24 protein-coding genes and 1 tRNA gene are annotated in these 25,460 nt (G+C 71.9%); 9 read left to right on the forward strand and 16 right to left on the reverse strand.

The window, feature by feature from the left end; all coding sequences use genetic code 11:
- Positions 1-97: 97 nt before the first annotated feature.
- The 6 genes from ACFQE5_RS18220 to ACFQE5_RS18245 all read right to left on the reverse strand — a co-directional run bounded on the left by ACFQE5_RS18220 (position 98) and on the right by ACFQE5_RS18245 (position 7,760).
- A complete protein-coding gene (locus tag ACFQE5_RS18220) occupies positions 98-1,618 on the reverse strand; it encodes a serine/threonine-protein kinase (RefSeq protein WP_379586635.1) in 1,521 nt (506 codons plus the stop codon).
- On the reverse strand, positions 1,615-3,084 hold the full coding sequence (locus ACFQE5_RS18225; RefSeq protein ID WP_379586636.1) for a peptidoglycan D,D-transpeptidase FtsI family protein: 1,470 nt from the start codon (positions 3,082-3,084) through the stop codon (positions 1,615-1,617). Before ACFQE5_RS18225 ends, ACFQE5_RS18220 begins: the two co-directional genes overlap by 4 nt.
- Positions 3,081-4,559, reverse strand: a complete 1,479-nt coding sequence (locus ACFQE5_RS18230) for an FtsW/RodA/SpoVE family cell cycle protein (protein WP_379586638.1) — start codon at positions 4,557-4,559, stop codon at positions 3,081-3,083. Before ACFQE5_RS18230 ends, ACFQE5_RS18225 begins: the two co-directional genes overlap by 4 nt.
- The gene (locus ACFQE5_RS18235; protein ID WP_379586640.1) at positions 4,559-5,914 is read right to left on the reverse strand and encodes a PP2C family protein-serine/threonine phosphatase; all 1,356 of its coding nucleotides are present in this window, start codon (positions 5,912-5,914) and stop codon (positions 4,559-4,561) included. The genes ACFQE5_RS18230 and ACFQE5_RS18235 overlap by 1 nt, the downstream gene beginning before the upstream one ends.
- Before the next feature lie 91 nt (positions 5,915-6,005).
- Complete coding sequence (locus tag ACFQE5_RS18240) at positions 6,006-6,464, reverse strand: FHA domain-containing protein FhaB/FipA (protein ID WP_379586641.1); 459 nt, start codon at positions 6,462-6,464, stop codon at positions 6,006-6,008.
- Positions 6,465-6,512: 48 nt separating this feature from the next.
- On the reverse strand, positions 6,513-7,760 hold the full coding sequence (locus ACFQE5_RS18245; RefSeq protein WP_379586642.1) for a DUF3662 and FHA domain-containing protein: 1,248 nt from the start codon (positions 7,758-7,760) through the stop codon (positions 6,513-6,515).
- Positions 7,761-7,911: 151 nt separating this feature from the next.
- Between ACFQE5_RS18245 and ACFQE5_RS18250 the strand changes: the two genes are divergently transcribed.
- Positions 7,912-7,994 (forward strand) — tRNA-Leu (locus ACFQE5_RS18250).
- 12 nt (positions 7,995-8,006) lie between these two features.
- Here ACFQE5_RS18250 and ACFQE5_RS18255 read toward each other — a convergent pair.
- Positions 8,007-8,645: a uridine kinase gene (locus ACFQE5_RS18255; RefSeq protein ID WP_379586644.1), complete on the reverse strand. Its 639-nt coding sequence runs from the start codon at positions 8,643-8,645 to the stop codon at positions 8,007-8,009.
- A 166-nt stretch (positions 8,646-8,811) separates the two neighbouring features.
- On the opposite strand from ACFQE5_RS18255, the gene ACFQE5_RS18260 reads away from it, so the two are divergent.
- From ACFQE5_RS18260 to ACFQE5_RS18285, 6 genes are all read left to right on the forward strand, one after another.
- Entirely contained in the window at positions 8,812-9,606 is a 795-nt protein-coding gene (locus ACFQE5_RS18260) for an IclR family transcriptional regulator (protein WP_379586645.1), read from the forward strand.
- Between the two features lie 37 nt (positions 9,607-9,643).
- The gene (locus tag ACFQE5_RS18265; protein ID WP_379586646.1) at positions 9,644-10,423 is read left to right on the forward strand and encodes an enoyl-CoA hydratase/isomerase family protein; all 780 of its coding nucleotides are present in this window, start codon (positions 9,644-9,646) and stop codon (positions 10,421-10,423) included.
- 106 nt (positions 10,424-10,529) lie between these two features.
- Positions 10,530-12,116 carry an ABC transporter transmembrane domain-containing protein gene (locus ACFQE5_RS18270; RefSeq protein ID WP_379586647.1) on the forward strand — a complete coding sequence of 529 codons (1,587 nt, stop codon included), beginning with the start codon at positions 10,530-10,532 and terminating at the stop codon, positions 12,114-12,116.
- Entirely contained in the window at positions 12,107-13,858 is a 1,752-nt protein-coding gene (locus ACFQE5_RS18275; RefSeq protein ID WP_379586648.1) for an ABC transporter ATP-binding protein, read from the forward strand. Before ACFQE5_RS18270 ends, ACFQE5_RS18275 begins: the two co-directional genes overlap by 10 nt.
- A 9-nt stretch (positions 13,859-13,867) precedes the next feature.
- A complete protein-coding gene (locus ACFQE5_RS18280; protein WP_379586649.1) occupies positions 13,868-14,986 on the forward strand; it encodes a 5-methyltetrahydropteroyltriglutamate--homocysteine S-methyltransferase in 1,119 nt (372 codons plus the stop codon).
- A gap of 20 nt (positions 14,987-15,006) precedes the next feature.
- Positions 15,007-15,729, forward strand: coding sequence for a class I SAM-dependent methyltransferase (locus tag ACFQE5_RS18285; RefSeq protein WP_379586650.1), 723 nt, complete (start codon positions 15,007-15,009; stop codon positions 15,727-15,729).
- Positions 15,730-15,733: 4 nt separating this feature from the next.
- Here ACFQE5_RS18285 and ACFQE5_RS18290 read toward each other — a convergent pair whose 3' ends face one another.
- Positions 15,734-16,429, reverse strand: coding sequence for a haloacid dehalogenase type II (locus tag ACFQE5_RS18290; RefSeq protein WP_379586651.1), 696 nt, complete (start codon positions 16,427-16,429; stop codon positions 15,734-15,736).
- Between the two features lie 100 nt (positions 16,430-16,529).
- On the opposite strand from ACFQE5_RS18290, the gene ACFQE5_RS18295 reads away from it, so the two are divergent.
- Positions 16,530-17,678 (forward strand): glutathione-independent formaldehyde dehydrogenase, encoded by a 1,149-nt coding sequence (locus ACFQE5_RS18295; RefSeq protein WP_379586652.1) that lies wholly within the window; start codon positions 16,530-16,532, stop codon positions 17,676-17,678.
- Between the two features lie 58 nt (positions 17,679-17,736).
- Here ACFQE5_RS18295 and ACFQE5_RS18300 read toward each other — a convergent pair whose 3' ends face one another.
- Genes ACFQE5_RS18300 through ACFQE5_RS18310 form a run of 3 tightly spaced genes read right to left on the reverse strand, consistent with a single transcriptional unit; the run spans position 17,737 to position 20,604 of the window.
- A complete protein-coding gene (locus ACFQE5_RS18300; protein ID WP_379586653.1) occupies positions 17,737-18,435 on the reverse strand; it encodes an iron-sulfur cluster assembly protein in 699 nt (232 codons plus the stop codon).
- Positions 18,436-18,466: 31 nt separating this feature from the next.
- Complete coding sequence (locus tag ACFQE5_RS18305) at positions 18,467-19,531, reverse strand: amidohydrolase family protein (protein ID WP_379586655.1); 1,065 nt, start codon at positions 19,529-19,531, stop codon at positions 18,467-18,469.
- Positions 19,532-19,575: 44 nt separating this feature from the next.
- Complete coding sequence (locus ACFQE5_RS18310) at positions 19,576-20,604, reverse strand: NAD(P)-dependent alcohol dehydrogenase (protein WP_379586656.1); 1,029 nt, start codon at positions 20,602-20,604, stop codon at positions 19,576-19,578.
- Between the two features lie 257 nt (positions 20,605-20,861).
- On the opposite strand from ACFQE5_RS18310, the gene ACFQE5_RS18315 reads away from it, so the two are divergent.
- Positions 20,862-22,268 carry a dihydrolipoyl dehydrogenase family protein gene (locus tag ACFQE5_RS18315; protein WP_379586657.1) on the forward strand — a complete coding sequence of 469 codons (1,407 nt, stop codon included), beginning with the start codon at positions 20,862-20,864 and terminating at the stop codon, positions 22,266-22,268.
- Between the two features lie 6 nt (positions 22,269-22,274).
- Here the strand turns inward: ACFQE5_RS18315 and ACFQE5_RS18320 are convergent, their stop codons facing one another.
- The 5 genes from ACFQE5_RS18320 to ACFQE5_RS18340 all read right to left on the reverse strand — a co-directional run bounded on the left by ACFQE5_RS18320 (position 22,275) and on the right by ACFQE5_RS18340 (position 25,386).
- Entirely contained in the window at positions 22,275-23,261 is a 987-nt protein-coding gene (locus tag ACFQE5_RS18320; RefSeq protein WP_379586658.1) for a copper resistance D family protein, read from the reverse strand.
- Positions 23,258-23,791: a copper resistance CopC family protein gene (locus ACFQE5_RS18325; RefSeq protein ID WP_379586659.1), complete on the reverse strand. Its 534-nt coding sequence runs from the start codon at positions 23,789-23,791 to the stop codon at positions 23,258-23,260. Before ACFQE5_RS18325 ends, ACFQE5_RS18320 begins: the two co-directional genes overlap by 4 nt.
- Positions 23,788-24,168 (reverse strand): hypothetical protein, encoded by a 381-nt coding sequence (locus ACFQE5_RS18330; protein WP_379586660.1) that lies wholly within the window; start codon positions 24,166-24,168, stop codon positions 23,788-23,790. Before ACFQE5_RS18330 ends, ACFQE5_RS18325 begins: the two co-directional genes overlap by 4 nt.
- Positions 24,169-24,215: 47 nt before the next feature.
- Positions 24,216-24,695, reverse strand: coding sequence for a hypothetical protein (locus ACFQE5_RS18335; protein ID WP_379586661.1), 480 nt, complete (start codon positions 24,693-24,695; stop codon positions 24,216-24,218).
- A 139-nt stretch (positions 24,696-24,834) separates the two neighbouring features.
- The gene (locus ACFQE5_RS18340; RefSeq protein ID WP_379586662.1) at positions 24,835-25,386 is read right to left on the reverse strand and encodes a DUF6474 family protein; all 552 of its coding nucleotides are present in this window, start codon (positions 25,384-25,386) and stop codon (positions 24,835-24,837) included.
- Positions 25,387-25,460: the final 74 nt, after the last annotated feature.

Here is a 25,460-nt window from a genome sequence, read left to right on the forward strand (position 1 = left end):
CCTGGGGAGTCTCATGGGTCAGGTCATCATGCCGGGCCGGGCCGCCCGTCGGCCTGTCGTCCTGGCGGGACAGCGCCAGGACTGCGGTTGTACGGGTTCACCGGACCCTCCATGACTCGATCGACGCGACGAGTTGTGGTTGAACCGCCCGCCCCGCAGGGATGTCCTCCCGGCTCGACACCGTACCGGTAGGACCGGCCGAGGACGGGTTCGCTTCCGGTGCTGCGGACTGCTCGGACACGAACAGACCGGACACCACGAACACCGCCAGTGCCACGGCGGCCACGGTGAGGAGCAGGAACAGCACGAGCAGCAGTGATCGGCTCGGCCCGAGGGCGGGCGGCAGGGTGAGCGGCTCGATGGGTGGCTCGACGGGTGGCACCGTCCGGCCCTGCCCGGTGGCATCCGGGCGCACCGGCAAGGCCACGGCCGGACCGGAATCGGCCGTCGATCCGGGGTCGGCCGCGGCGATCGGCTCGTCGCCGCCGTCGGGCTCGATTTTCACGGCCGTCCCGGACGTGACCCGTTCCTCGTTGCGACCAGTGGCCTCGTCCGCGCGCTCGCCGGCCTTGCGGGCCCGACGTTGCGCCCACTGCTCGAAGCGCCGCTTCGCCCGATTCGTCGCGGTCGACCCGGCCGCGTCATCGTCCTGCGCCGGTTCGGCGGCAGGTTCCTCGACCGCCGCGTCCTGCACCGGCTCGGCGAGCGCGCCGACCGGCACCCCGCGCGCCCCGGGCATCGGCACATCCGCCGGCATCCCCGCGGGCCGAGGCACCCGCTCACCGCGGCGCACGGCGGCCACCGCGGCGGCGAACTCGCCGCCGTCGGCGTAACGATGCGCGGGGTTCTTCACCAGTACGGCGTTGATCAGCTCGCGAATCCGGACGGGCACCTCCTCCGGCAGGTCCGGCGGGATGTCGCGGACCTGCATCATCGCGACGGCCACGGCGTTCTCGGCACGGAACGGTCGGTGGCCGGCGAGGCATTCGTAGGCCACGATGCCCAGCGAGTAGACGTCCCCGGCGGTACCGGCCTCGCCACCGCTGGCCTGTTCGGGAGCGATGTAGTGCGCGGTCCCCATGACCATGCCCGAGCGGGTGACCGGGACGGCGTCGGCGGCCTTCGCGATACCGAAGTCGGTCAGCTTCACCAGCCCGTCGGTGCGCAGCAGGATGTTGCCGGGCTTGACATCGCGATGGACGAAACCCCGCTCGTGTGCGGCGTGCAGCGCGTGGGCGGCCTGTTCGACGATCCGCAACGTCTCGTCGGGGTCGATCGGCCCGCGGCCGATCCGGGAGGACAGCGGCTCGCCTCGAACGAGCTCCATGACCAGGTAGGCGGTCCGTCCGGCGCCGTCGACCAGACCGTCGTCCTCGCCGTAGTCGTGCACCGAGGCGATGCCGGAGTGATCGAGCGAGGCCACCGTGCGGGCCTCGATGCGGAACCGGTGCAGGAACTCCGGGTCGTCGGACAGCTCCGGGCGCAGCACCTTGACCGCGACGCTGCGGCCGAGCCGGTTGTCCGAGGCCTCCCAGACCTCACCCATGCCGCCGACCGCGATCCGCCGGTCGAGCTGGTAGCGGTCTGCGATGAGCTGACCGGCAACGAGAACCGTCATCGGCCCGCTCGCAGCGCTTCGGCGATCACCGCGCGTCCGATCGGTGCCGCGACCGACCCGCCGGTGGCCTCCAGCGAACGGTCACCGCCGTTCTCGACCACCACCGCCACCGCGATCTGCGGGTTCGTTGCCGGGGCGAAGGCCACGTACCAGGCGTGCGGCGGAGTGTTCTTCGGATCGTTGCCGTGTTCGGCGGTACCGGTCTTCGACGCGATCTGGACGCCGGTGATCTTGCCGCCACCCTGGGTCCGGTTCTCCGACCCGATCATCATGTCGGTGATCGCCGACGCGACGCTCGCCGGGATGGCGCGGCCGATCCGGTCGACGGAGGTGGTGTCGATCGTCTCCAGCTCCGGTCCCTGGATCTCCTTGACCAGGTGCGGAGCCATCAGCTGCCCGCCGTTGGCGATCGCCGCGACGATCATTGCGTTCTGCAGCGGGGTCAGCCGCACGTCTCGCTGGCCGATGCCCGACTGCTGCAGCGCCGCGGTGTCCGGGATGTCGCCGATGGACGACGGTGCCACCGGCATCGGCACGGTGAGGCTGGAGGAGCCGATGCCGAACGCCTCGGCCTGTTTGCGCAGCACGTCCTCGCCGAGGTTGCCGGCCAACTCGGCGAAGGCCGTGTTGCAGGAACGGGCGAGCGCCTCACGCAACGAGGCGGTCGCCGCCGTGCCGCAGGGCGTACCCGCGAAGTTCTGCAGCGTGGTGTTGGTCCCGGTCAGGGTCAGGTTCGAGGCCGCGGTGAGCTGGCTGTCCGGGGTATACCCGTGCTGCAACGCGGCGGCAACGTCGATCAGCTTGAACGTCGAGCCCGGCGGGTAGGTCTCCGAGATCGCGCGGTTGACCAGCACCGGCGGGTCGGCCTTGTTGAAGGTGGACCAGGCCTCCTGCTGGGTCGCCGAGTTGTGGCTGGCCAGCGGGTTCGGGTCGAACGACGGGGTCGAGACCATCGCCAGGATCTCGCCGGTCTGCGGTTTGATCGCGACGACGGCACCGGCGTAGCCCTTGTCCGTCATCGCCTGGTAGGCCCGCTCCTGCACCGGCGGCTTGATCGTGAGCACGACGTTGCCCCCGCTCGGGTCGCGCCCGGTGATGAGGTCCGACAACCTCCGGGCGAAGAGCCGGTCGTCGCTGCCGTTGAGCACCGAGTCGGTCGCCCGCTCCAACCCGCTGGAGCTGTAGATCACCGAGTAGTAGCCGGTCAGTCCCGCGTACGCCGGGCCGTCCGGGTACTCGCGCTGGTAGCGCAACCGGTCATCGGTGGCCTTGCTGTCGGCCAGTACCTGGCCACCGGTGCTGATCTGGCCGCGTTTACGGGCGTACTCGGCCAGCAGCACCCGCTGGTTGCGTGGATCGCTGCGGTAGTCGCCGGCCTTGACGACCTGGACGTAGGTCAGGTTGGCGAGCAGCATCACGATCATCGCCATGACCGCGATGGCGATGCGGCGGACGGGTGTGTTCACGAGCGTCCCGCCGGGCCGGATCCCGGACGCTGCACCAGTTCGGTGCTGGCCTCGGCGAGCGGGGGCTGCGCCTGGGCCGGGCGGCGGGGCAGCGGCGCGCGGGCGGCGTTGGAGATCCGCAGCAGCAACGCGACGAGTGCGTAGTTCGCGACCAGCGAGGACCCTCCGTAGGACAGGAACGGCAGCGTCAGTCCGGTCAGCGGGATCAGCTTGGTGACCCCGCCGACGACCACGAAGATCTGCAACGCCATCGCGAACGACAGCCCGGTGGCCAGCAACTTGCCGAACGTGTCGCGGACCGCAAGAGCGCTGCGCAGGCCCCGGGTGATCAGTACCAGATACACGATGAGGATCGCGGTCAGCCCCATCAGACCCAGTTCCTCACCGAGCGAGGACCAGATGAAGTCGCTGTCGGCGAAGGGCACCAGATCGGGGCGTCCGGCGCCGAGGCCGGTGCCGCCGATGCCGCCGGTGCCCAGCCCGAACAGGGCCTGCCCGATCTGGTAGCCGGAGCCGCTGAAGTCCGCGAACGGGTCCATCCAGACCTGCACCCTGACCCGCACGTGGCCGAACAGGCTGTAGGCGATGACGCTCCCGGCCACGAAGAAGCTCAGCCCGATGACCAGCCACGACACCCGTTCGGTGGCCGCGTAGAGCAGGACGAGCATGATTCCGAAGAACAGCAGCGAGGTACCGAGGTCGCGCTCGAACACGAGCACCCCGACGGAGAGCCCCCAGGCCACCAGCAGGGGGGCCAGGTCACGGGCCCTGGGCAGTTCCATCCCGAGGAAGCGGCGGCCCGCGGTGCTGAACAGGTCGCGCTTCTGCACGAGGTAGGCCGCGAAGAACACGATCAGCAGGATCTTGGCGAACTCGCCGGGCTGGATGCCGACCCCACCGAAGCGGATCCACAGCTTCGCGCCGTTGACCTCGGAGATCGACGACGGCAACAGGCCTGGCAGCGCCAGCAGGATCAGGCCGGCGAAACCGGCGGTGTAGGCATATCGGGACAGCACCCGGTGGTCGCGGACGACGGCGAGCACCGCCACGAACAGGGCCAGCCCGATCGTCGTCCAGGCGACCTGCTTGCCGACCAGGGCGCCCGGCGCATCCGAGCCGAGCAGCGCCGCGCGGTCGCTGGAAGCCAGATCGAGTCGATGGATCATCACCAGCCCGAGGCCGTTGAGCAGCGCCACCGAGGGCAGGATCAACGGGTCGGCATACGGCGCCCACCGGCGCACCGCGAAGTGCGCGGCGGTGAACAGGCCCAGATACGCCGCGCCGATGTAGAGCAGCGCGCTGGTCAGCTGTTGCTCCTGGTTCGCCTCGACCAGAGCGAGCGCCCCGGTCACGATCACAGCGGCGAAGGCGAGCAGCACGAGTTCGATCCCGCGCCCCGTCGGGAGCGCGGATCCGGCGGCTTTGTCCGGCGCCTGCGATCCGGCGGCGCCGACGTCGTGTCCGGGGTCCACCATCAGCTCGCCGATCGACAGGTCGTCCCCGGCTCCGGAGGCACCGCCTGCAACGGGGTGCTTTCCGGCTGGGTGGTCTCCGGGCTGCCGGGCTCGGGCGGAACCAGATCGAGTGTCGGTGCGGTGGCCGCCACGGACGGGGCGGTGGGCACGGGACAGGGCTCCAGCATCCGAGCTCGCAGCCGGTCCACGGTGCCGCGGGCGCTGACCAGCCCGTCGGAGGCGATGATGCCGTCGCGGACCTGGCTGCGGACATCCTCCGGCAGATCCATGAGCCTGATGTCCGAGGTTTCCGCGACACGCTGCAACGGGATGCCCAGGACGCTGCCGCGGACTCCCTGGAAGATCGTCACCTCGTCACCCGCCGCGCCGACGTAGTACTGCTGAAGCACCCAGGCTCGAGCCAGCCAACCACCGGCCGCCAGCACGACGAGCGCGACGAGCACGCTGACCGCGAGGCGCAGCCGCGAGCCGGGGCGTCTGGCCGGGGCGGGTTCGGCGGGCGCGACGCGCGGCGGAGCGGTCCGTGGCAGGGTGGTGGCCGACGCCCGGCCCGCCGCGGTGTCCGGTCTGAATCCGCCCACCTCGTCGCTGCCGTCGCCCGCCGCGCCCCCCACGATCGGTGCGTCCTCGCCGTACTCGACGTCGACGACGTCCGCGACGATGCAGGTGATGTTGTCGGGCCCGCCGCCGCGCAGCGCCAGCTCGATGAGCCGGTCGGCGCATTCTCGCGGGTCGCCGTAGGTCCGCAGCGTCTCGGCCAGCGTCTCGTCGCTGACCGGGCCGGACAGTCCGTCGGAGCACAGCAGATAGCGGTCGCCCGCGCGGGCCTCTCGGATCGTCAGCGAGGGTTCGACCTCCTGGCCGGTGATGGCGCGCAGCAACAGCGAGCGCTGCGGATGAGTATGCGCCTCGTCCTCGGTGATCCGGCCCTCGTCGATCAGCGACTGGACGAACGTGTCGTCCTTGGTGATCTGGGTGAACCGGCCGTTGCGCAGCTGGTAGGCCCGCGAGTCGCCGACGTGCACGAGGCCGAGCCGGGAGCCTGCGAACAGGATCGCGGTGAGGGTGGTGCCCATACCCTCGAGGTCGGGCGCATCGGCCACGTGCCGAGTGATCGCCGCGTTGCCCTGGATCGTGGCTGCGCGTAGCTCGGCCAGCAGGTCGTCGCCAGGGTCGTCCTCGTCGAGCGGGGCCAGCGCCGAGATCACCAGCGACGAGGCCACCTCGCCGGCCGCGTGCCCGCCCATCCCGTCGGCGAGCGCGAGCAGCCGCGGACCGGCGTAGACCGCGTCCTGGTTGCTCTGGCGCACCAGCCCACGGTCGCTACGGGCCGAATAGCGCAGGACCAGGGTCATCGTTCGACTCCGACGGCACCATCGGCTCGACCCGGCGAACAGGTCTCGCGGGAACGGCCCGGTCCGGGGCGCGGCGTGATCGATCGCGGGGTCATGAGCGCAGCTCGATCACCGTCTTGCCGATCCGGACCGGGACCCCCAGGGGGACCCGGGTGGGTCCGGTGACCTTAGCCCGGTCGAGGTAGGTGCCGTTCGTCGACCCGAGATCCTCGACGTACCACTCCTCACCCTGCTGCGAGATCCGCGCGTGCCGTGTGGACGCGTAGTCGTCATCGAGCTTGAGCGTGGAGTCGTCGGCCCGGCCGATGAGGATCGGCCTCGAGTCCAACGAGATCCGGCTACCCGCCAACGGCCCCTGGGTGACGAGGAGTTGGCGGGCCGTCCGGCCGCGACCCGCGCGCATCGTGGAGCGCTCGCGACCGGGCAGGATCGCCCGTAGCCCGGCGGCCGCGTACAGGTCGGAGCGCACGACACGCAGCGCGACCAGCACAAACAGCCACAGCAGGGCGAGAAAGCCTGCCCTGGTTAGCTGAAGTACCAACTCAGGCACGCGCCGTGCTCTCCGCTCTCGGGACGCCTGGACTCGGGGAACCGACGATCAAGCCTGGGTGCGGAAGACCATGCTCGAGTGGCCGACGCGGATGACGTCCCCATCGGTGAGCTGCCAGGTCTGAACCGGGTTGCCGTTGACCGTCGTGCCGTTGGTCGACCCGAGGTCGGACAGCGTCGCGGTCTGGCCGTCCCATCGAATCTCCAGGTGACGCCGCGACACGCCCGTGTCGGGAAGCCGGAAGTTCGAGTCCTGCCCTCGGCCGATGACGTGGGCGCCCTCGGTGAGCTGGTAGGTGCGACCCGAGCCGTCGTCGAGGCTGAGCGATGCCGTCAGCCTGCCCTGCTGCCCGTAGCCCGCATAGCCCTGCTGCCCGTAGCCCTGCTGTGGGTATCCGCCCTGCTGGTCGTACCCGGCGTCGTAGCCGGGGGCGTAGGCCTGCTGCCCGTACCCGCCCTGCTGGCCGTAGCCGGCGTCGTAGCCGGGGGCGTAGGCCTGCTGCCCGTATCCGCCCTGCTGGCCGTAGCCGGCGTCGTAGCCAGGGGCGTAGGCCTGCTGGTCGTACCCGCCGGGCTGCCCGTAACCCTGCTGCTGGCCGTAGCCCTGCTGCTGCCCGTAACCCTGCTGCTGCCCGTAGCCCTGCTGGTCGTAACCCTGCTCGTACCCGCCGGGCTGTCCGTAGCCCTGCTGTGGGGCGTAGCTGTTCTGCTGGTCGTAACCCTGCTGGTCGTACTGCTGGCCGTAGCCCTCGCGCCCGGGCTGATCGGCGCGGTCGTACCCGCCGGGGGGCGCATAGGTCTGCTGGGCGTACCCACCGGGTGCTCCCCGGTCGTATCCGTACTTCCCGTTCTCCTCGGGGTGGCCCGGTTGCTGGCTCATGGGTGCTTCTCCTGCGTTGCGAGCTCGGGTGGGCCGACGGGAAGCGTCGGGGTCCACGGACGAGCGGGTGCGGAACTGTCCCGTGTGCAGCGCCTCGGAGCGCTCCAGCAAGACTACGACTTCGCCGTAGGCATCCCATCCCTGGTCGGCGAGATGCTTGGTGACGTAGCTGGACAGCCATTCTGTGATCTGGTCCGTGGCGCCGGCCATGTGTTCGAGATCGGCGGAGCTGAGCTGCACGACGTAGCGGTTCGGCGCCAGCAGGCGTCCCCCCGCGAGCGGCTCGATGTTGTCCTCGGCTTCCCTGAGCAGCGCCTGTGCGACTTCCTGGGGAACGACACTGCCTCCGAAGACCCGCGCGAACACGTCTCCCACCATCCCCTGGAGGCGGCGTTCGAAGCGGACGACGCGGCCCAACCGATCTTCCTCCGTTCGAATCGGCGTGTTACCGGCGTCCTCGATCGTATCTGTGCTAGCCCCAGATCTGCCGGGACCACCTCGACCCGGTCGTGACAGGGCCCTCCCGTCGGCCCCACCGGACCGTCGTGCTAGCTTTTCACCGTCGCTCGGGCGAGTGGCGGAATGGCAGACGCGCACGGTTCAGGTCCGTGTGTCCGTAAGGACGTGAGGGTTCAACTCCCTCCTCGCCCACTCACTTCTCGCTCAGCCCTCGATCATCCGCATCGCGGGCCGGTGCGGATGATCGGCCAGCACCAGCACGTCGGCCTCGTCGCCGGGGTGTCGTTCCGTTTCGTAGCGTGCGAACGCGGCCAACTGCCAGTGATCCTCGGCGGGCAGGTGCCGCGCCAGCGCCGCCGGGCTCATCCGCAGATGCACGGCCAGGTCCACGGGGAGCCCGCGGCCCAGCAGCAGCGCACCCGCCAGCACGACCACGCCGTCGGCGGGCAGTTCGCGGTAGCGGTCCCGGTGGGCACGGTCCCGCGCGGCGTCCCACAGCCGGGGCAGGACCCGGCCGGACCTGCCCGGCGCGGCCGGGTCGAGAACCTCCCGGCGCAGCCCGCCCTCGTCGAGCCAGCCGTCGAGGAACATGTCGGCGTCGGTGTGTCCGTGCTCGAGCCGGACCGACGCCGGCCGCAGGTAGTCCCCGGCATCGACGACGAGCGCATCGCGTCCCTGCACGCGCAGCGAGGCCACCACCGCCGCGGCCAGCTCCGCCGGTCGGGTGGGCGGTGCCCCGTCGAGGACGACCCGGACCCGCCGGCCCGGCCGCTGGACGACGAGGCCGACGACCCGGTCCGCCAGCGCGGCCGGGGTGATCGGAGTGATCGCGGTGCGGTGCATCCGGTCGATGATCCTCGTTTCCTCCCGCGGGCGGCGCTCGACGACACCGCCGGGTCGCGGTGACGTCGCGGCCTGCCGGGCGGCGCCGCGGTGCAGGCGTGCCGGTCGTGAGACAACGCCCGATCGGTGCATGCGCGCCCCACGCGGGTACCCAAGACTGTGCGCCGTGGCACTCCAGCAGCAGCCCGGCGCCGGTGGCTCGGTCCTGCGGGCGCTGCGGGTCGTCGAGGCAGTGGCGGCGGCGGGCGACGGAGTGACCGCGAAGGCGATCGCCCGCAGGCTCGGCTGTCCGCTACCCACCATCTACCGGGTGCTGGGCACCCTGGTCGAACAGGGCTACCTCGTGCGCCTCCACGATGTGCGCGGTTACGGACTGGGTTACCAGATCGCGCACCTGCACCGCAGCCTCGTCGATCAGGTCCTGCCGCCCGCCGCGGTGCGGATGATCGTGCAGGAGGTGCATGCCACGGCGCGGGCGGCGACCTACTTGTTCGTCTTCCGGGACCTCGACATCGTCGTCGCGCACCTCGAGAACTGCGCCGAACACCCCGGACTCCCCGGGATGCGGGCCGGTGAACCGGCCTCGCCGCATTCCACCGCGGGCGGCAAGGCGCTGCTCGCCGGGCTCGACGCCGCCCGGCTCGGTGCGGTGCTGGCCGAGTCCGGGCTGCCCCGAATCACCCGGCGCACCGTGTCCGATCGGCGCGCGCTGGACCGCGAGCTGATGCGGGTTCGCTCGGCGGGCGTCGCGGTGGAGGTCGAGGAGCACCAGCGCGGGTTCGCCGGCGTCGCGGCACCGGTGCGCGGCCCTGGTGGCGAGACGACGGGCGCGCTCGGGGTGTCGGTCAGCCGGGCCGAGTTCACCGCGCGGCGCTGGGAGCTCGAAGACGCGGTGCGCTCCGGTGCGACCCGGCTGGTCCGGACGCTCGCCGTCACGCCGGGGGCCGCGCTGGCGCCGTAGGGCCGCGGCGGCCCGGGCGCGGCCTAGTCTCCGCGGCATGAACCGGACCGTGCGCTACGAACTCGCCGACCACGTCGCCACGATCACCCTGGACCGCCCGGACAAGCTCAACTCGATCGACGGCGCGATGCGCCGCGAGATCAACGATGCCTTCGCCCGGTTCCGCGCCGACGACGACGCCTGGGTCGGCATCGTCACGGGCAACGGACGGGCGTTCTGCGCCGGTGCGGACCTGGCGTCGCAGACCGGAAACCCGGCGGGCGACTTCCCCGGCAGCTTCTGGGAGCGCCCCACCGTCAACTCGTTCGAGAGCGGCTGGGAGATCTTCAAACCGGTGATCGCGGCGGTCAACGGGCACTGCCTCGGCTACGGGCTGACCCTGCTGACCTGGTGTGACTTCGTGATCGCCGCGGAACGGGCGACGTTCGGCTTCCCCGAGGTGCGGGTCGGGATCCCGACCATCGTCGGTGCGCTGCGGCTGCCGCAGAAGATCGGCTGGCAGTACGCGATGGAGCTGCTGCTCACCGGGGAACGCATCGATGCGGCGCGAGCCAAGGAGATCGGCCTCGCCGGGTGGGTGGTCGGTGACGACGACCTGCTGCCCGCGACGCGCGACCTGGCCGCCCGCCTGGTCCGCGGCGCCCCACTGGCTCAGCGGGCGACCAAGGAGATGGCCGTACGCGGCCCCGGAATGGGGTCGGTCGATGCGATCCGGTTCGGCGAGACGATGCGCCGGGTCGCCGCCGCCACCGAGGACGCCGCCGAGGGTGCCGCGGCGTTCCGGGAGCGCCGCGAGCCGGTGTGGAAGGGACGGTGAGGCCGGTCCGGCGGAAATCGCTCGCCCCGCCGGGACGGCCGGACCTAGGGTGCGCCCTATGACGACACACTCTCCTCCTTGACGCCTTCCGGCGCGTCTCACCCCGTTGCGTTTCCTGTTCGCCGTGCTGGCCGTCCGGCCGTGGCTCGCCACCGGCGCGGCCCTGCTCGGTGCACTGTGGTTGGTGCCCGGGGCGCTGTTGCCGCTCGCCGTCGGGCAGGCCGTGGATGTCGGTGTCGCCGGCGCCGATACCGAGGCGCTGCTCGCCTGGATCGGGTTGATCGTCGCGCTCGGCCTGGCCCAGGCCGGTCTCGCCGCTGGTCTGATGTTCGCCGCGCACGGCATGTGGATACACGGTGCGGCGACCACACACCGGACGGTCGCCGCACATGTCGCCCGGCTCGGCGCCGCGCTGTCCGCGCAGGCCGGGACCGGTGAGGTGATGGCGATCTCGTCCTCGGACGAGGACCACATCGGCTACGCCTTCGAGGTGCTCGGCAGGCTGTTCGGCTCGATGATCGCGTTCCTCGTCGTCGGCATCGCGTTGCTTCGCATGTCCCCGCTGCTCGCGGCGGTCGCGCTGATCGGCGTACCGGCCGCGGCGCTCGGGATGGGCCCGTTGATCGGGCTGCTGCAGCGGCGCATGCAGGCCCAGCGCGCCGGGCTCGCCGAGGTCAACGCCCTGGCCGCGGATATCGTCTCCGGTCTGCGCATCCTGCGCGGCATCGGTGGCGAGCGGCAGTTCCTGCGCCGATTCCAGAGCGTGAGCCAGCGCGTGCGCCGCCGCGGCGTCGCGGTCGCCCGCAGCGAGTCGTGGGTGGCGGGCGCGGAGGTGCTCCTCCCCGGCCTGATCACCGTGCTGATCGCCTGGCTCGGGGCGCGGCTCGCGGTCGCCGGCACGATCACGGTCGGGGAGCTGGTGGCCTTCTACGGTGCGGCCGCGTTCCTGGTGCTTCCGGTCGCCACGGTGACCGAGGCGACCGGGTCACTGGCCTCGGCGCTGGTGGCGGCGAAGAAGGTCTGTGCCATCCTGCGGCTACGGCCCCTGCTCGCGGACCCCGCGGACCCGGTGGCCCTGCCCGACGGCCCGCTCGAGCTGCACGACACGACCACGGGGGTCACCGCGGTCGCCGGCAAGCTCACGGTCGTGGAGCCGGGTCCGCAGGCGCCGGAGCTGGCCGCCCGGCTCGCCCGGTTCGCCGATCCGGAACCCGGTCAGCAGGTCCTGCTGTCGGGGATCGCCGCCGACCGGGTGGCGTTGGCGGCGCTGCGCCGCCGGGTGGTGTCCGTGCACAGTCAGGACCTCTGGTTCTCGGGGGTGCTGCGCGAGCAGTTGCGACCCGACCACGAGACCGGGGTGGACGTCGCCGCCGCGATGTGGGCCGCGGACGTCGCCGATATCGTGGCCGGGCTGCCGAACGGGCTGGACGAGCCGATCGGGGAGCGCGGCCGCGAGGTGTCCGGTGGCCAGCGGCAACGCCTCATCCTGGCTCGTGCGCTCGCGCTGGACGCCGATGTGCTGCTGCTCGACCAGCCGACCAGCGCCGTGGACGCGCACACCGAGGCGCGAATCGCCCACCGGGTCGCCCGGCTCCGACGGGGACGGACGACCGTCGTGTTCAGCGAAAGTCCGCTGTGGGCGCAGGTGGCGGACGAGGTGATCCGGCTCTCGGAGGTGAGCTCGTGCAGGTGACCTTCCCCCTGGCGGGTCCGGAGCAGGCCCGCGGCTGGTTCCGCGAGACCGTCCGGGTCAACCGGTCGCGATTCGCGGTGACCACCGGGCTGCTGGCCGCGGCCACCCTGGCCGGGCTGGTCGGCCCGCAGCTGCTCGGCCAGCTGGTGGACCTGGTGGTCGGCGGCGTCGGCACCGACCGGATCGACCTGATCGCCGTCGCCTTCGTCGCCGTCCTGATCGTGCAGGCCGCGCTGCAGCGCATGGCGCGGCTGCACAGCGGAGTCCTGGGCGAGAAGGTGTTGGCCCAGACCAGGGAAGCGCTCATCGAGCGGTCGCTGCGGCTGCCGCTCGGCACCGTGGAGGCGGCCGGAACCGGTGATCTGCTGAGCCGTTCGACCTCCGACGTGGACAAGGTCGACCACGCCGTCCGCAACGCCGTTCCTCAGATCGCCACCGCGGCCGTCACCGTGACGCTCACGCTCGGGGCCATGCTGGTGACCTCGCCGGTTCTCGCGCTCGGCATGCTGGTGGCCCTCCCGGTGCTGTACCTGCCCACGCGCTGGTACTGGCGGCGAGCGCCCGCCACGCTCGAGCGCGTCCTGCAGGACTGGGCGTTGGTGCACGCCGACCTGCACGAGACCACCGAGGGGGCGCGCACGGCGGAGGCCCTTGGGCTCACCGAACGCCGCCTGATCAGTGGCTCCTCGGCCCTCGGCCGGGCGATCGGTGGGGAGCGGGCGCTGCGCCGGCTGCAGGTGCGCTGGGCGCCGTGGCTGGAACTGGCGCACACCCTGCCGATCGCGGCGATGTTGTCGCTCGGCGGGTGGGCCTATGCCCAGGGCTGGGCGGGGCTCGGCACGATCACCGTGATGGTGCTGTACGCGCAGGCGCTCGCGGCACCGCTCGACGAGGTGCTGTGGTGGGTCGAGGACCTGCAGGTCTCGGGTACGGCGCTGCGCCGGATACTCGGTGTGCGCGGACCGGCCGGGAAGCAGCGCGCTGTTCCCCGGCCGCGTGGCCGTGACATCGAGCTCACCGGCGTGCATTTCGGCTACCGGCCCGGCCAGGAGGTGCTGCACGGCATCGATCTGCGGATCCCGCACGGTGAGCGGTTGGCGATCGTCGGCCCGTCCGGTGCGGGCAAGTCGACGCTGGGCTGGCTGCTCGCCGGGATCGCAGCCCCCACCCGCGGAACGGCGACGATCGGCGGAGCCGAGCTGTCGCGGCTGCCCGAGGAGGTGCTGCGTGGCGAGGTGCTGCTGCTCACCCAGGAACACCACGTGTTCGCCGGGACGCTGCGGGAGAACCTCACCCTGCCGGCTCGGCCCGGCGGCCCAGACGGCTGGACCGACGGCGAGCTCCGCGACGCGCTCGCCGCGGTCGGGGCCCTGGGGTGGGCGGACTCGCTGCCCGGCGGGTTGGACACCACGCTCGGGTCCGGGGCCCACGCCGTACCACCCGCGGTCGCCCAGCAACTGGCGCTGGCCCGGATCGTGCTCGCCGACCCGCACACGATCGTGCTGGACGAGGCGACCTCGTTGCTGGACACCTCGTCCGCTCGCGATCTCGAGCGATCGCTCGGCGCGGCGTTGGACGGCCGGACGGTGATCGCCATCGTGCACCGGCTGTCCACCGCCGCCGCGGCCGACCGGGTGGTCGTCCTCGAGAACGGCCGGATCACCGAGCTGGGCGGTCACGACGAGCTGCTGGCCGCCGGCGGACCCTACGCCCGCCTGGTCCGCGCCGCTCAGGGCGCCTAGGTTCGGCACATGGGTGCGCGCACCGAGCCGCCGTTTCGAGCCGACCACGTCGGCAGCCTGCTGCGTCCACCCGCGCTGCTGCGGGCCCGCGCGGAGCACGCGGCGGGCAGGCTGGACGCCGCCGCGTTGCGGGCCGCCGAGGACGCCGCGATCCGCGAGGCCGTGGCGATGCAGGAGGAGATCGGGCTGCGCGCCGCGACCGACGGCGAGTTTCGCCGCACGTCGTGGCACATGGACTTCATCTACCAGCTCGGCGGGGTCAGCCAGACCGACGAGCGGATCCGGGTGCGGATGCGCAACGACGCCGGTGCGGGCGAGTTCGTCGCGGCGGGCCTGGCGATCGACGGCCCGGTCCGGCTGGAGTATCCGATCTTCGCCGACCATTTCCGGTTCCTCGCCTCGGTCACCACCACCGCGGTGCCGAAGCTGACGATCCCGTCGCCGAGCATGGTCCACTACCGCGGCGGCACGGCGGCGATCGACCGCGGCGTCTATCCCGATCTCGAGCAGTTCTGGGCCGACCTCTCCGCCGCCTATGCCGCACAGATCCGCGCGCTGGCCGAGCTCGGCTGCCGGTACCTGCAGCTCGACGACACCAGCCTCGCGTACCTCAACGACCCCGCCCAGCGGGCCCAGCTGGCCGCGCGGGGCGAGGACGCCGAGCACGTGCATCTGCGGTACCTCCGGCAGCTCAACGCGGCCGTCGCCGACCGGCCCAGGGACATGCGGATCACCACCCACATGTGCCGGGGCAACTTCCGCTCGTCGTGGGCCGCCGAGGGCGGCTACGACTTCGTCGCCGAGGCGTTGTTCGGCGAGCTCGACGTGGACGGCTTCTTCTGCGAGTTCGACGACGAACGCTCCGGCGGGTTCGCGCCGCTGCGGTTCGTGCCGCCGGACAAACAGGTCGTGCTCGGGCTGGTCACCACCAAACGCGGGCGGCTCGAGGATCCCGACACGCTGAAACGGCGCATCGACGAGGCGGCGAAGTACGTGCCGCTCGACCAGCTGTGTCTGTCCCCGCAGTGCGGGTTCTCCTCGACCGTCGAGGGCAACGCGCTCAGCTTCGCCGACCAGGCGGCCAAGCTCCGGCTGGTCGTGCAGGTCGCGCAGGAGGTCTGGGGCTGATCCGCCGGTAGGCTTGCCGGATGTCCGAGGAGGGCCCTCGCGGCTGGGGCGCGCCGCTGTACGCGCAGGCGCTCGACCTCGCCGGCGTCGGACCGGGCACCCGGCTGCTGGACCTCGGTTGCGGCCCTGGGCTGTTCGCCCGGGCCGCGGTCGACCGCGGGGCGCTCGTCACCGGGGTGGATGCCGATCCGTCGGCAGTGGTCGCGGCGGCCGCCGCGGTCCCCGAGGGATCGTTTCAGGTCGGCGACGCGCACGATCCGCCGCCGGGCCCGTTCGACGTCGTGGCCGCGGTGCAGCTGCTCGCGCACGTCACGAACCCGGTGGTCGTCCTTCGAGCAGCCGCGCGGGTGGGCGCGGCCGTGGTCGTCACGGTGTGGGGCGGGGAGCAGGAGTGCGCGGTGCGTGCCTTCGGCGAGGCACTCGCGCCCTGGCTGCCGTCCCGCCCACCGCGCACCGGGCCGCCGCCGATCACCAGCGTGCCGCGCCTGCTGCGGCTCGCCGACCTCGCGGGCCTTTCGATCGGATCCGTGGTCGAGGTGGTGTGCCCGTTCCGGTACACCGATGCCGAGTCGATGATCGCGCCGCTGCTCTCGTCGGGGATCGGGCGGGCGGCGGCGGCCCGCGCCGGGGAACGCGTGGTCCGCACCGCGGTGCTGGACCGGCTCGCGCCGTTCCGCACGGAGTCCGGCGGGTATCGGTTGGACAACCTGTTTCGCGTGCTGCTGGCCCACCCGCGAGCCTGACCGGTCACGCCCCGAGGCGCTCGGCCAGCTCCGTCAGCGAGTCCACCGTCAGGTCCGCCTCCGGGTCCGTCCGCGGTGGCGCCGGGCCGTCCGGGCCGTACTCTCCGGGCCGGTGCACGTACGCCGTGCGCAGACCGCAGGCGCGCGCCGCGGCCAGGTCGTCGAGGTGCGCGGCCACCATGATCACCTGATCCGGCGCGAGTCCCAGCAGTTCAACGGCGCCGAGGTAGACCTCGGCGTCCGGCTTGTAGCGCCGGAACAGCTCGGCCGACAGCACGGTGTCCCAGGGCAGGCCGGCGTGGCGGGCCATGGTCACGAGCAGCGCGACGTTCCCGTTCGAGAGGGACGCGATCACATGCCGCCGCTTCAGCCGGGTCAGCCCCGCCACGGAATCGGGCCAGGGGTCGAGACGGTGCCAGGCGAGCACCAGCTCGGCGCGGGTGTCCTCGGGAAGGTCCGGGAACCCGAACTCGGCGAGTAGCTCGTCGAGCGACGCGCGGTGCAGCCCATCGAGGTTCGTCCACGGCCGCTCGCCGCGGCGGACCCGGTCCATGGACGGGACGTAGCGCCCGCGCCAGGCCTGGGCGAACGCCTCGGCATCCGCGGCGTCGCCCAGCAGACGGCGCACGTCGCGCGTGACCCCGGTCCGCCAGTCGACAACCGTGCCGAACACGTCGAACACCAGCGCGCGAACGTCCATGACGGCACCGTAGGCCCTCGGCGGGCTGAGCCGTTCGGGGTGCCAACGGTGCGGGTGCCTGGGAAAATCGGCCCGTCGCCGTCGCGAGAGGGGGTCCGAGATGAAGGCCGTCGTCTACCAGGAACCGTTCAGGGTCACCGTGGAGGACGTCGAGGACGCCCGGATCGAGGATCCCACCGACGTCCTCGTCCGGGTGACCACGGCCGCGATCTGCGGTTCCGACCTGCACATGTACGAGGGACGGACGAACGCCCCGCCCGGCCTGGTGTTCGGGCACGAGAACATGGGCGTCGTCGAGGATGTCGGTCCCGGGGTGGCGTCGATCAAGCGCGGGGATCGGGTGTCGCTGCCGTTCAACGTGGCCTGCGGCTTCTGCAAGAACTGCCTGGCCGGCAGCACGGGCTTCTGCCTGACGGTCAACCCCGGCTTCGGCGGTGGCGCGTACGGCTATGTCGCGATGGGCCCGTACCGGGGCGGGCAGGCGGAATACCTGCGGGTGCCGTTCGCCGACTTCAACTGCCTGAAGCTGCCGCCGGGCGACGAGCACGAGAACGACTTCGCGATGCTCGCCGACATCTTTCCCACCGGCTACCACGGCGCCACGCTCGCCCAGGTCGGACCCGGCGAGACGGTCGCGGTGTTCGGCGCGGGACCGGTCGGGCTGATGGCGGCGTACTCGTCGCTGATCAAGGGCGCGGCCCGGGTGTTCGTGGTCGACCGGGTCGAGTCCCGACTGCGCCTGGCCGAGCAGATCGGCGCCATCCCCGTCGACTACAGCACGGTCGACCCGATCGAGGCGATCCGCGAGCAGACCCACGGGGACGGCACCGACAAGGGGATCGACGCGGTGGGCTACCAGGCCACCGTCGCCGCCGGTGAGGAGCAGCCCGCGATCGTGCTCAACCAGCTGATCCAGACCGTTCGGGCGACCGGGATGATCGGGGTGATAGGGCTGTACGTGCCGGGCGACCCCGGAGCGCCGACCGCGGAGGCGGGCCGTGGCGAGCTGCTGGTGCAGTTCGGCACGTTGTTCGAGAAGGGCCTGCGGATCGGCACCGGCCAGGCCAACGTCAAGGCCTACAACCGGCACCTGCGGGATCTGATCATCGCGGGCCGGGCCACTCCGAGCTTTGTCGTCTCCAAGGAGCTGCCGCTCGAGGAGGCCCCGGACGCCTACGCTCGCTTCGACAAGCGCGAGGAGGGCTACTCGAAGGTCGTGCTGAGGCCCGGCCGGGGCAAGGCGGCCTGACCACCCGCAACACCACGCCGGTCCCGTGCGTCCGGGACCGGCGTGGGGTCGGTTTCACTCAAGAGCCGGCCTTGGCGTATCGGGCGGCGAGCAGGCTCTTGCAGTACTCGCCGTTGGTCTCGATCCCGATCCGCTGCAACCGCGCCCGGCGCAGATGCAACGGCACCTGTGCCGAGGTGACCCGGCTGCCGTCGGGGTGCATCAGCAGCGGGGCGTCGTCGCCGTGCGGCAGGCCGAGCCGCTCCCGGCGCTCGCGCAGGCGGCGCTTGTCCACCGAGTCCGGCGCGTCACCGAGCGTCATCGCCGCCAGCTCGTCGGGCCCGACGCCCGCATCGACCAGCGGCCTGGCAACCCGGTCCTGGCCCGCGACGGCCGCCTTGGTCAGGAAGGTGCGGCGCAGCTCGTCGAGCTCGGCCACCGCCTCCCCGGCGAAGGAGCCGACGAAGCCCGCATGCGCGGCGACGCCGTCGTTGATCTCGTCGGCGGCGTGATGGTCGGCCAGCGTCACCTCGGTGCGACTCACGCCTTCGACCGCCGACACCGCGTCATAGGCGTCGGCGACCATGAGGAACGAGAAGTTCGGCGCGCAGAAGAACGTCGGCAACCGTAGCCGCACCCGCGCCACGCCGTCGTCGGAGACGGTGCAGGACTCGACGAAGTCGAGCGCGGTGATCGGCTCGTCCAGTTCGGGGTCGAGCACCGTCTCCAACGCCGCCCACACCGTGGGCGGGACCCCCGGAGGCGCGGTATTGGTCATCGCACCCCCGCGGGAGATTCGTGGGAACACCTCATGCCGGCGCCCCCGCGGTGCCCTCGACCAGCTCCCCGCCGGGCTGCATCGACTCGGCCGCGGTCGTGGGCAGCTGGCATTCCGCCGGTACCTCGATGTCGTAGAGCTTGGCGGCGTTGAGCCCGAGGATCTTCTTCCGGCTGGCGGTGGTCAGCCGGGGGTAGTCCGCGAGCGACGGGTCGTCGGGCATCTGCCAGTCGACGAAGCCCTCGACCTGCCACTTCGGCTCCCAGATGCTGTAGTCGCTGCCGAAGAGCATCTTGTCCTCGCCGACCCAGAACAGCAGCTCGCCCATGACCTTGGCGAAGAACTTGGGCCGGGCGTGCATCAGACCGCCGATCACCACGGACAGGCCCGCATAGACGTTGGGTTCCTGCACCGCCATGAAGCAGAAGTCCTCGATCCGAGGAAGCCCGACGTGCTCCACGATGAAGTTCAGATCCTGGAAGTCGGTGGCGACGTGGTCGACGTCCGCGACGTCGAACGCGTCCTTGTCCAGCGGCCAGATCGTCGGGCCCTTGTGCACGTGGATGTTCTTGATGCCCAGTTCCTGGGCCTTTTCGAGGAACCGGTACGCGGCCGGGTCGGTGAGCTTGTAGCCGCGCGAGCCGGCATTCCATTCGGCGGTGTACAGCTTCACGCCCTTGAGGTTGTACCGTTCTGCGTCCTGTTCGAGCTCGCGGATACCGGCGTCGCCGTCCCGCGGGTCGAAACGACCGTTGACGATCAGGTTGTCGCCGAACTTGTCGAGTAGCTGAGCGTTCTGCTCCGCGGTGTTGAAACCGTTCTTGTACCATTCCTTGAGATACGTGGACTGGAAGATCGCGATGTCTACGTGGCCCTCGATGAACACATCGCGCTCGAAGGTGGACTCGTCGATCTTCAGGTACTTCTCGTAGTCCCAGTGGGTCTCAGGCGGTCCGAGCTGGTGGTAGCCGTAGAAGCAGTCGATCCAGCCCTTCGCGTACTGTTCCTGGCCCTCGACCCAGTTCTCCCGGCTCGCGTCCCAGAAGTGGTTGTGGGAGTCGACAATGAAGTACTTCTCGCCATCCTTGGAGTACATGTGGTGGAACCTCTCGCGTCGGTTTCGTCGCTGGGAGAACGTGATTACGGAACGAGAATTGCCCGGCCGCGGACCCGGCCGGCGTCCAGGTCGTGCACCGCGTCGAGTGCGGCTTCGAGCGGGTACTGCCTGGTGTGCAGCGTGACCTTGCCGGCCTGGGCCAGGACCATCAGCTCGGCGAGGTCGTTGTAGGTGCCGACGATGTTCCCGATGATGTTCTTCTCGCCGGCGACGAAGTCGAGCGTGGGAATGCGCACCTCGCCGCCGTAGCCGATCACGAACTGGGAACCATCCGGTCCGGTCATGGCCCAGGCGTCGTTCTCCGCGCCTTGCTCGGCGACGAAGTCGAACACCACGTTCGCGCCCTGGCCCTCGGTCATCTCCTTGACCGCGTTGATGTGGTTGCCGTCGGCCAGGACGGTCTCGTCGGCACCGATCTGCTTGGCCAGCGCCAGGGCGTCGGGATTGCGGTCGACCACCACGATCCGGGTGGCGGTGAGCGCCGCGAGGCATTGGATGCCGATATGTCCCAGCCCGCCCGCACCCTGCACGACGGCCGTGGTGCCCGGGTACAGCAGCGGGACGGCCTTGCGCACCGCGTGGTAGGCGGTGATGCCGGCATCGGCCAGCGCGGCGACGTCTGCCGGATTGGTGTCGGGATTGAGCTTGACGCACGCGCGGGCGGTGGTGCGCAGGTACTCGGCCATGCCGCCGTCGTTGTTCGACAACCCGGGGAAGAACGCGCTCGTGCACTGCATGTCCTTGCCGGCGCGGCAGGCGCGGCACAGCCCGCAGCTCGGCTGCGGATGAAGGATCACCGTGTCGCCGACCGCGACATTGGTGACCCCCTCGCCGATCTCGTGCACCCAGCCGGCGTTCTCGTGCCCGATGACATAGGGGAGTTGAGGGCCCATGGCCTCAGCCCATTGCCCCTCGAGGATGTGCAGGTCGGTGCGGCACACCCCAGCTCCGCCGATCTTGACGATGACGTCCAGTGGACCGCTGATCGTCGGTTCCGGGATGTCATCGATCTTGGGATCGGAGTGGTACTCGTGCACCCGGACGGCTCTCACGCCCGTACCTCCTTGGGTGGCCGTGGCTCGGCTCTTCTGGCTCGGCTCGTGGATCGCGATCTCCTCGATTCCAAACCCGGGTGCAATGGGTCACAAGGGGGTGGATTCCACGGAACGAGAAAACGGACACCGAGGACAGCCAGGCCCAGCCCGGCTTCCGGTAGTCAGCCGGCATCCGGTGCGACTACCGTGCGGCCGTTGTCGCCCGAGTTCCGGGGCGACGCGGTGGCCCTCGGCCCTCGCGACGGGAGCGAGCCATGCCCGACCGGACCTTCGACGTCATCGTCATCGGCGCTGGACCCACCGGCGAGAACGCCGCCGACTACGCGGTGCGCGCCGGGATGTCGGCCGCCCTCGTCGAGGCGGAGCGGTTCGGCGGCGAATGTTCGTTCTGGGCCTGCATCCCGTCGAAGACGTTGCTGCGCACCGGACATGCGCTGGCGGCCGCCCGCAGGCTGCCCGGTGTGACCGCGGAGCTCGACCCGTCCGCCGTCCTGGCCCGCCGCGACGCGTTCACCCACGACTGGGACGACTCCAGCCAGGCCGACTGGGTGCGCGCCGCCGAGATCGCTCCGATCCGTGGGCACGGTCGGCTGGCCGGACCGAGGACGGTGCAGGTCGACGGGCCCGACGGTGGGTTGCTCCGGGCCCGGCACGCGGTTGTCGTCGCGACCGGCAGCGTCCCGGTCCGGCCGCCGATCCCGGGCCTGGAGGCGGTCCGCGCCTGGGGCTCGCGGGAGGCGACGTCGGCCAAGGAGGTACCAGGCAGGCTCGGCGTGCTCGGCGGCGGCGTCGTCGGTGCGGAGATGGCGCAGGCATTCACCCGGCTCGGCTCGCACGTCGTGCTCCTGCACCGGGGGCCGCGGCTGCTGCCCTCGGCGGAGCCGATGGCCGGAGAGCGGGTGGCGGCGGCCTTTCGCGCCGAGGGCATCGACCTGCGCCTCGAACAGGGCCTCGATGAGGTGTTCCCGGGCCGGGACGGGTCGATCCTGCTGCGCGTGGGTGCCGAGACGATCGAGGTCGACGAACTGCTGGTGGCCACCGGGCGGCGACCGAACACCGCGGACGTGGGGCTGGCGAGCGTCGGGCTGGAACCCGGCGGGCAGCTGACCGTCGACGAGTCGGGGCTGGTCGCCGGGGTCGACGGGGAATGGTTGTACGCCGCCGGGGACGTCACCGGCCGCGCACCGGTCACCCACCAGGGCAAATACGCCGCGCGGATCGTCGCCGCGGCCATCGCGTCACGCTCGATCGGCGAGCCCCTCGATGCCGGTGCGTGGGGCGAGCACGCCGCGACCGCCGACCACGCGGCCGTCCCGCAGGTCGTCTTCACCGATCCCGAGGTCGCGTTCGTCGGGCGCACCGAGCGCCGGGCCCGGGACGACAGGATCCGGGTGCGGGCGATCGAGCTCGAGCTCGCCGTCGCGGGGGCCTTCCTCCAGGCCGACGACTACGCCGGGGCCGCGAAGATCGTGGTGGACGTCGATCGCGAGGTCCTGGTCGGCGCCACGTTCGTGGGGCAGGACGTCGCCGAGATGCTGCAAGCGGCGACGATCGCGGTGGCCGGGGAGGTGCCGCTGGCCCGGCTCTGGCACGCGGTGCCCGCGTTCCCGACGATGAGCGAGGTCTGGCTGCGGCTGCTGGAGACCTACCGTTTCTCCTGAGCCGGTTCAGACCGCCGTCTGGGTCAGCGCCGCGGCGACACCGAGCGTCACCGCCATGACCATGGTCTCCAGGCCCGCCCAGCGGAGCACCGGCGTTCGTCCGGCGGCGAGCCGCCGCCGGGCCAGCAGGCCCAGGTAGCCGAGCAAGAGCACACAAATCGTCTTGGTGACGATGAGCCAGCCATAGCCGGTGGTCCACAGCGCCGCCACCGTCGGCAGCCGGATCAGCGCGTTGAGCGCCCCGGTCAGGACCACCCCGCCGAGGCAGACCCCGGCCAGCCGGGAGAACCGCGGCAGCACCGCGCCGAGCAGCGTCGCCCGGTGCGCGAGGAGCACGAGCGTCGCGCCCAGTCCGCCCACCCACAGCGCCGCCGCGGCCACATGCATCGCCACGAGCGTCGCGGCGAGCTGATGGTCGGTCGACGCGGAGCCCGCGTGCCCGGTGACGGTGGGGGTGAGCGCGCCGAGGATCGCGGCCACCAGCACGACCCGGATCGGGACCTGACCGGGGCGCATCCTGCGGGCCACGGCGCAGCCCAGGACGGTGGCCGCGCAGCCCGCGGTCAGCAGCATCCCGCGTCCGGCGGCGAGCTGGGTCGCCCAGCGCATCAGCTGGTCTCCCCCGAGGTCGGTGACCTGGACCCCGAATGCGTCGGCGGCGCGAAAGACGATCCCGACCAGAACCAGGACCACCCATCCGCCGCTCAGCGCCACCAAGCTGGCATCGACCCGGTCCCACAGCTGCACCGTCTGGCGCAGGGTGGCGGCCCGTGCCGGAAGCAGGACACCGACCAGCGCGAGCCCGACGCACCCGACCGCCGCGAGGTCGATCGCGGACCGCGCCGCGGCGGCGCCGACGAAGGTCGCGAACGGTGCGCCGGCGAGTGAGCCCGCGAGCGCGCTGGCCAGGATGGCGGCGGCGATCGCCAGCCCGGTCCAGACCGCCGGCGGTAGCCACGCGACCGAACCGGGCCGGGCGATCGCCCGGTTCATCCCCGTCCCAGCCGAAGGGCGACGGCGATCCCGCCGCCGACCACGACGACGGCGCCGATGATCCACGGCCAGATCGGCATGCCGCCCGATTCGTTCTCGGCCGCGGCCGCGGCCGGAGCGGTCGAGGGTGCCGCGGCGGTGGCGCCGCCACCGGGGCCCGGTGTCGTCAGGGTGAACGACGTGCTGCCCTGCACGGGATGACCGTCATCCGAGACGACGCGGTAGCCGATGCGGTAGACGCCGGCCGGACCGAGCGGATGGACCGCGATGCTGACCGAGGTGCCCTCGACGATGACGTCGCCCGTCTCGTAGTGCGCATCGTCCGGCCCGATCACGGTGAGCGTGTTGAAGCCCGGCTGCATCCGGTCGCTGAACCGGATCGTCACCGTGCTGGGGCCGGTGCTCAGGCTCGCGCCGTCCGCCGGGTCGCTGCCCAACAGCTGGGCGTGGGCCAGCGCCGGTCCGGCGCCCAGCAGCAGCGCCAGCCCGGCGACAAGGGCGATGGCCAGAGCGCGAAACGGCGTCTTCACGAGTCGACCTTCCGGTTGCGGCCGCGCCGGGCGGCCGCGCCGCCGGCACCCAGCCCGAGGACACCGACCAGCAGGCCTGCCCCGGCCGGCCAGCGGGCCATCGTGTCGGTGCCCACGGCGGGGGGCGGATCGGAGTGAGGGTCGTCCGCGGCGGCCGCCGTCGGCCGGACCGTGGGGGCGGGGTGCGCGGGTTCGGCACCGGTGTCGGATTCGTCGGGTACCCGGAAGTTGATCACGGTGTAGCCGCCCTTGGCGGCGGTTCCGGGTTGGGCTGTGACGTGGGCGAATGCGGGCACGGCGCCGCCGATGGCCGCGGCGGCGACACTGCCCAGGACGATGTCGGCGCGCACGCCGGCGCGTCGCAAGGTTGGGTGCATGAAGGACTCCGATGTGAGGGGCCCGCGAACTGAGCGGGGTGAGTGGGTCAGACCCACATCGGAGGTGGAGCACGCAGGACCAGCGGGCCGAGCGCAGCGCGGGCACAGCGCCCCACGGCCGCGGGCTCCGGCACCGGGAGGGTCCGCAGCGGTCGGTCGGCGGGCGGTGGGACGAGCCGCCGGGGCAACACCCGCAGCAACGCAGCGAACAGGGCGAGCAGCGCCCGATCGGCGTCGCGGATCAGGGCGCCGGTGACGAGCGTGGCCCCGGCGTGCATCGCCAGCATGACCGGCCACGTGATCGTCGCCGAACCGGCCGGATGCGGGTGCGCGAGCACCTGCATGACCTCGTGCATGAACAGCTGCCCGCCGCCGAGCACCAGCAGCATCCCGAGGACGGACCGGCAGGCGTCGGCCAGGCCGGTCACCAGGCTCACGAGCAGCGGAAACAGCACGACCAGCAGGGCGAGGTCGGGGAGGGAACCACCCGCGACGACATGGCCGACAGCGGTCAGCAGGGTGCTCATCGCGGCCACCGTGAGACCCCGAGCGCTGCGCACTCGGCGCGCGCCGGTCGCTGCGGTGCCGCACCTCATGTCCGCAGACGGTAACGGGTCCGGAGCCGTATCGGTGTCCTCGGGGCGGTATGCAACGGCGTCGCGCCGGTCAGGGTCGCACACCCAGGTGGGTGAGCAGTTCGGTCTCGACCCGGTCGAGCTCCCCGGAGACCGCGCGCAACGCCGTGCGCCGGCGCGGCGCCGGCATCTGCTCGGCGGCCCGAACCGCGACGGTGAGATCCACCAGCCGGGGCCGGGTGTCGAGGGCGAACCTGCGGGCCGCCCCGGTGGCATGCGCCGGCTCGTTCGCATCGAGCTGGGCGAGTGCCTCGGCGATCCGGTCGATCCGGGCGTGCAGCGCCCCGCCGCGGCCGGAGTAGGTCGAGAGCTGGTCGGGTGCGACACCGAGCCTGCGGGCCCGGTGGGTGTCCCAGTGGGCGCGCGCCGCACCGGCCGCGGCGAGCGCGTACGGTGCGAGCAGCGGCGCCACCACCTTCCCGATCCCGATCAGTCGCCTCGCCCTCGCAGGGGTGAGCGTGCCGCGGCCCTTACGGTCGCCGCCGGCCCCCTTCGTGTCGGACCTCGCCCGCGTGCGCACGTCCATCGGTGCGGCGTCGACGTCGTTCTCGGCCGGTGAACCGGATCTTCTCCGGAGTCGCATCTCGTCCTCCCCGTCCCCCGCGCCCCGGGGTTGCGGGCAGCTTAAGGCCACGGTGGTGCGCTGGCAGGCGCGGA

Origin of the sequence: Pseudonocardia hispaniensis (assembly GCF_042658695.1) — a bacterium.
Classification (GTDB): Bacteria; Actinomycetota; Actinomycetes; order Mycobacteriales; family Pseudonocardiaceae; genus Pseudonocardia; species Pseudonocardia hispaniensis.

Bases quoted from the DNA above. Each gene is read 5' to 3' on its own strand.
- ACFQE5_RS18220 (WP_379586635.1), bottom strand. From the start codon at position 1,618: ATGACGGTTCTCGTTGCCGGTCAGCTCATCGCAGACCGCTACCAGCTC.
- ACFQE5_RS18230 (WP_379586638.1), bottom strand. From the start codon at position 4,559: ATGGTGGACCCCGGACACGACGTCGGCGCCGCCGGATCGCAGGCGCCG.
- ACFQE5_RS18235 (WP_379586640.1), bottom strand. From the start codon at position 5,914: ATGACCCTGGTCCTGCGCTATTCGGCCCGTAGCGACCGTGGGCTGGTG.
- ACFQE5_RS18255 (WP_379586644.1), bottom strand. From the start codon at position 8,645: ATGCACCGCACCGCGATCACTCCGATCACCCCGGCCGCGCTGGCGGAC.
- ACFQE5_RS18265 (WP_379586646.1), top strand. From the start codon at position 9,644: ATGAACCGGACCGTGCGCTACGAACTCGCCGACCACGTCGCCACGATC.
- ACFQE5_RS18280 (WP_379586649.1), top strand. From the start codon at position 13,868: ATGGGTGCGCGCACCGAGCCGCCGTTTCGAGCCGACCACGTCGGCAGC.
- ACFQE5_RS18285 (WP_379586650.1), top strand. From the start codon at position 15,007: ATGTCCGAGGAGGGCCCTCGCGGCTGGGGCGCGCCGCTGTACGCGCAG.
- ACFQE5_RS18290 (WP_379586651.1), bottom strand. From the start codon at position 16,429: ATGGACGTTCGCGCGCTGGTGTTCGACGTGTTCGGCACGGTTGTCGAC.
- ACFQE5_RS18295 (WP_379586652.1), top strand. From the start codon at position 16,530: ATGAAGGCCGTCGTCTACCAGGAACCGTTCAGGGTCACCGTGGAGGAC.
- ACFQE5_RS18300 (WP_379586653.1), bottom strand. From the start codon at position 18,435: ATGACCAATACCGCGCCTCCGGGGGTCCCGCCCACGGTGTGGGCGGCG.
- ACFQE5_RS18305 (WP_379586655.1), bottom strand. From the start codon at position 19,531: ATGTACTCCAAGGATGGCGAGAAGTACTTCATTGTCGACTCCCACAAC.
- ACFQE5_RS18315 (WP_379586657.1), top strand. From the start codon at position 20,862: ATGCCCGACCGGACCTTCGACGTCATCGTCATCGGCGCTGGACCCACC.
- ACFQE5_RS18320 (WP_379586658.1), bottom strand. From the start codon at position 23,261: ATGAACCGGGCGATCGCCCGGCCCGGTTCGGTCGCGTGGCTACCGCCG.
- ACFQE5_RS18330 (WP_379586660.1), bottom strand. From the start codon at position 24,168: ATGCACCCAACCTTGCGACGCGCCGGCGTGCGCGCCGACATCGTCCTG.
- ACFQE5_RS18335 (WP_379586661.1), bottom strand. From the start codon at position 24,695: ATGAGCACCCTGCTGACCGCTGTCGGCCATGTCGTCGCGGGTGGTTCC.
- ACFQE5_RS18340 (WP_379586662.1), bottom strand. From the start codon at position 25,386: ATGCGACTCCGGAGAAGATCCGGTTCACCGGCCGAGAACGACGTCGAC.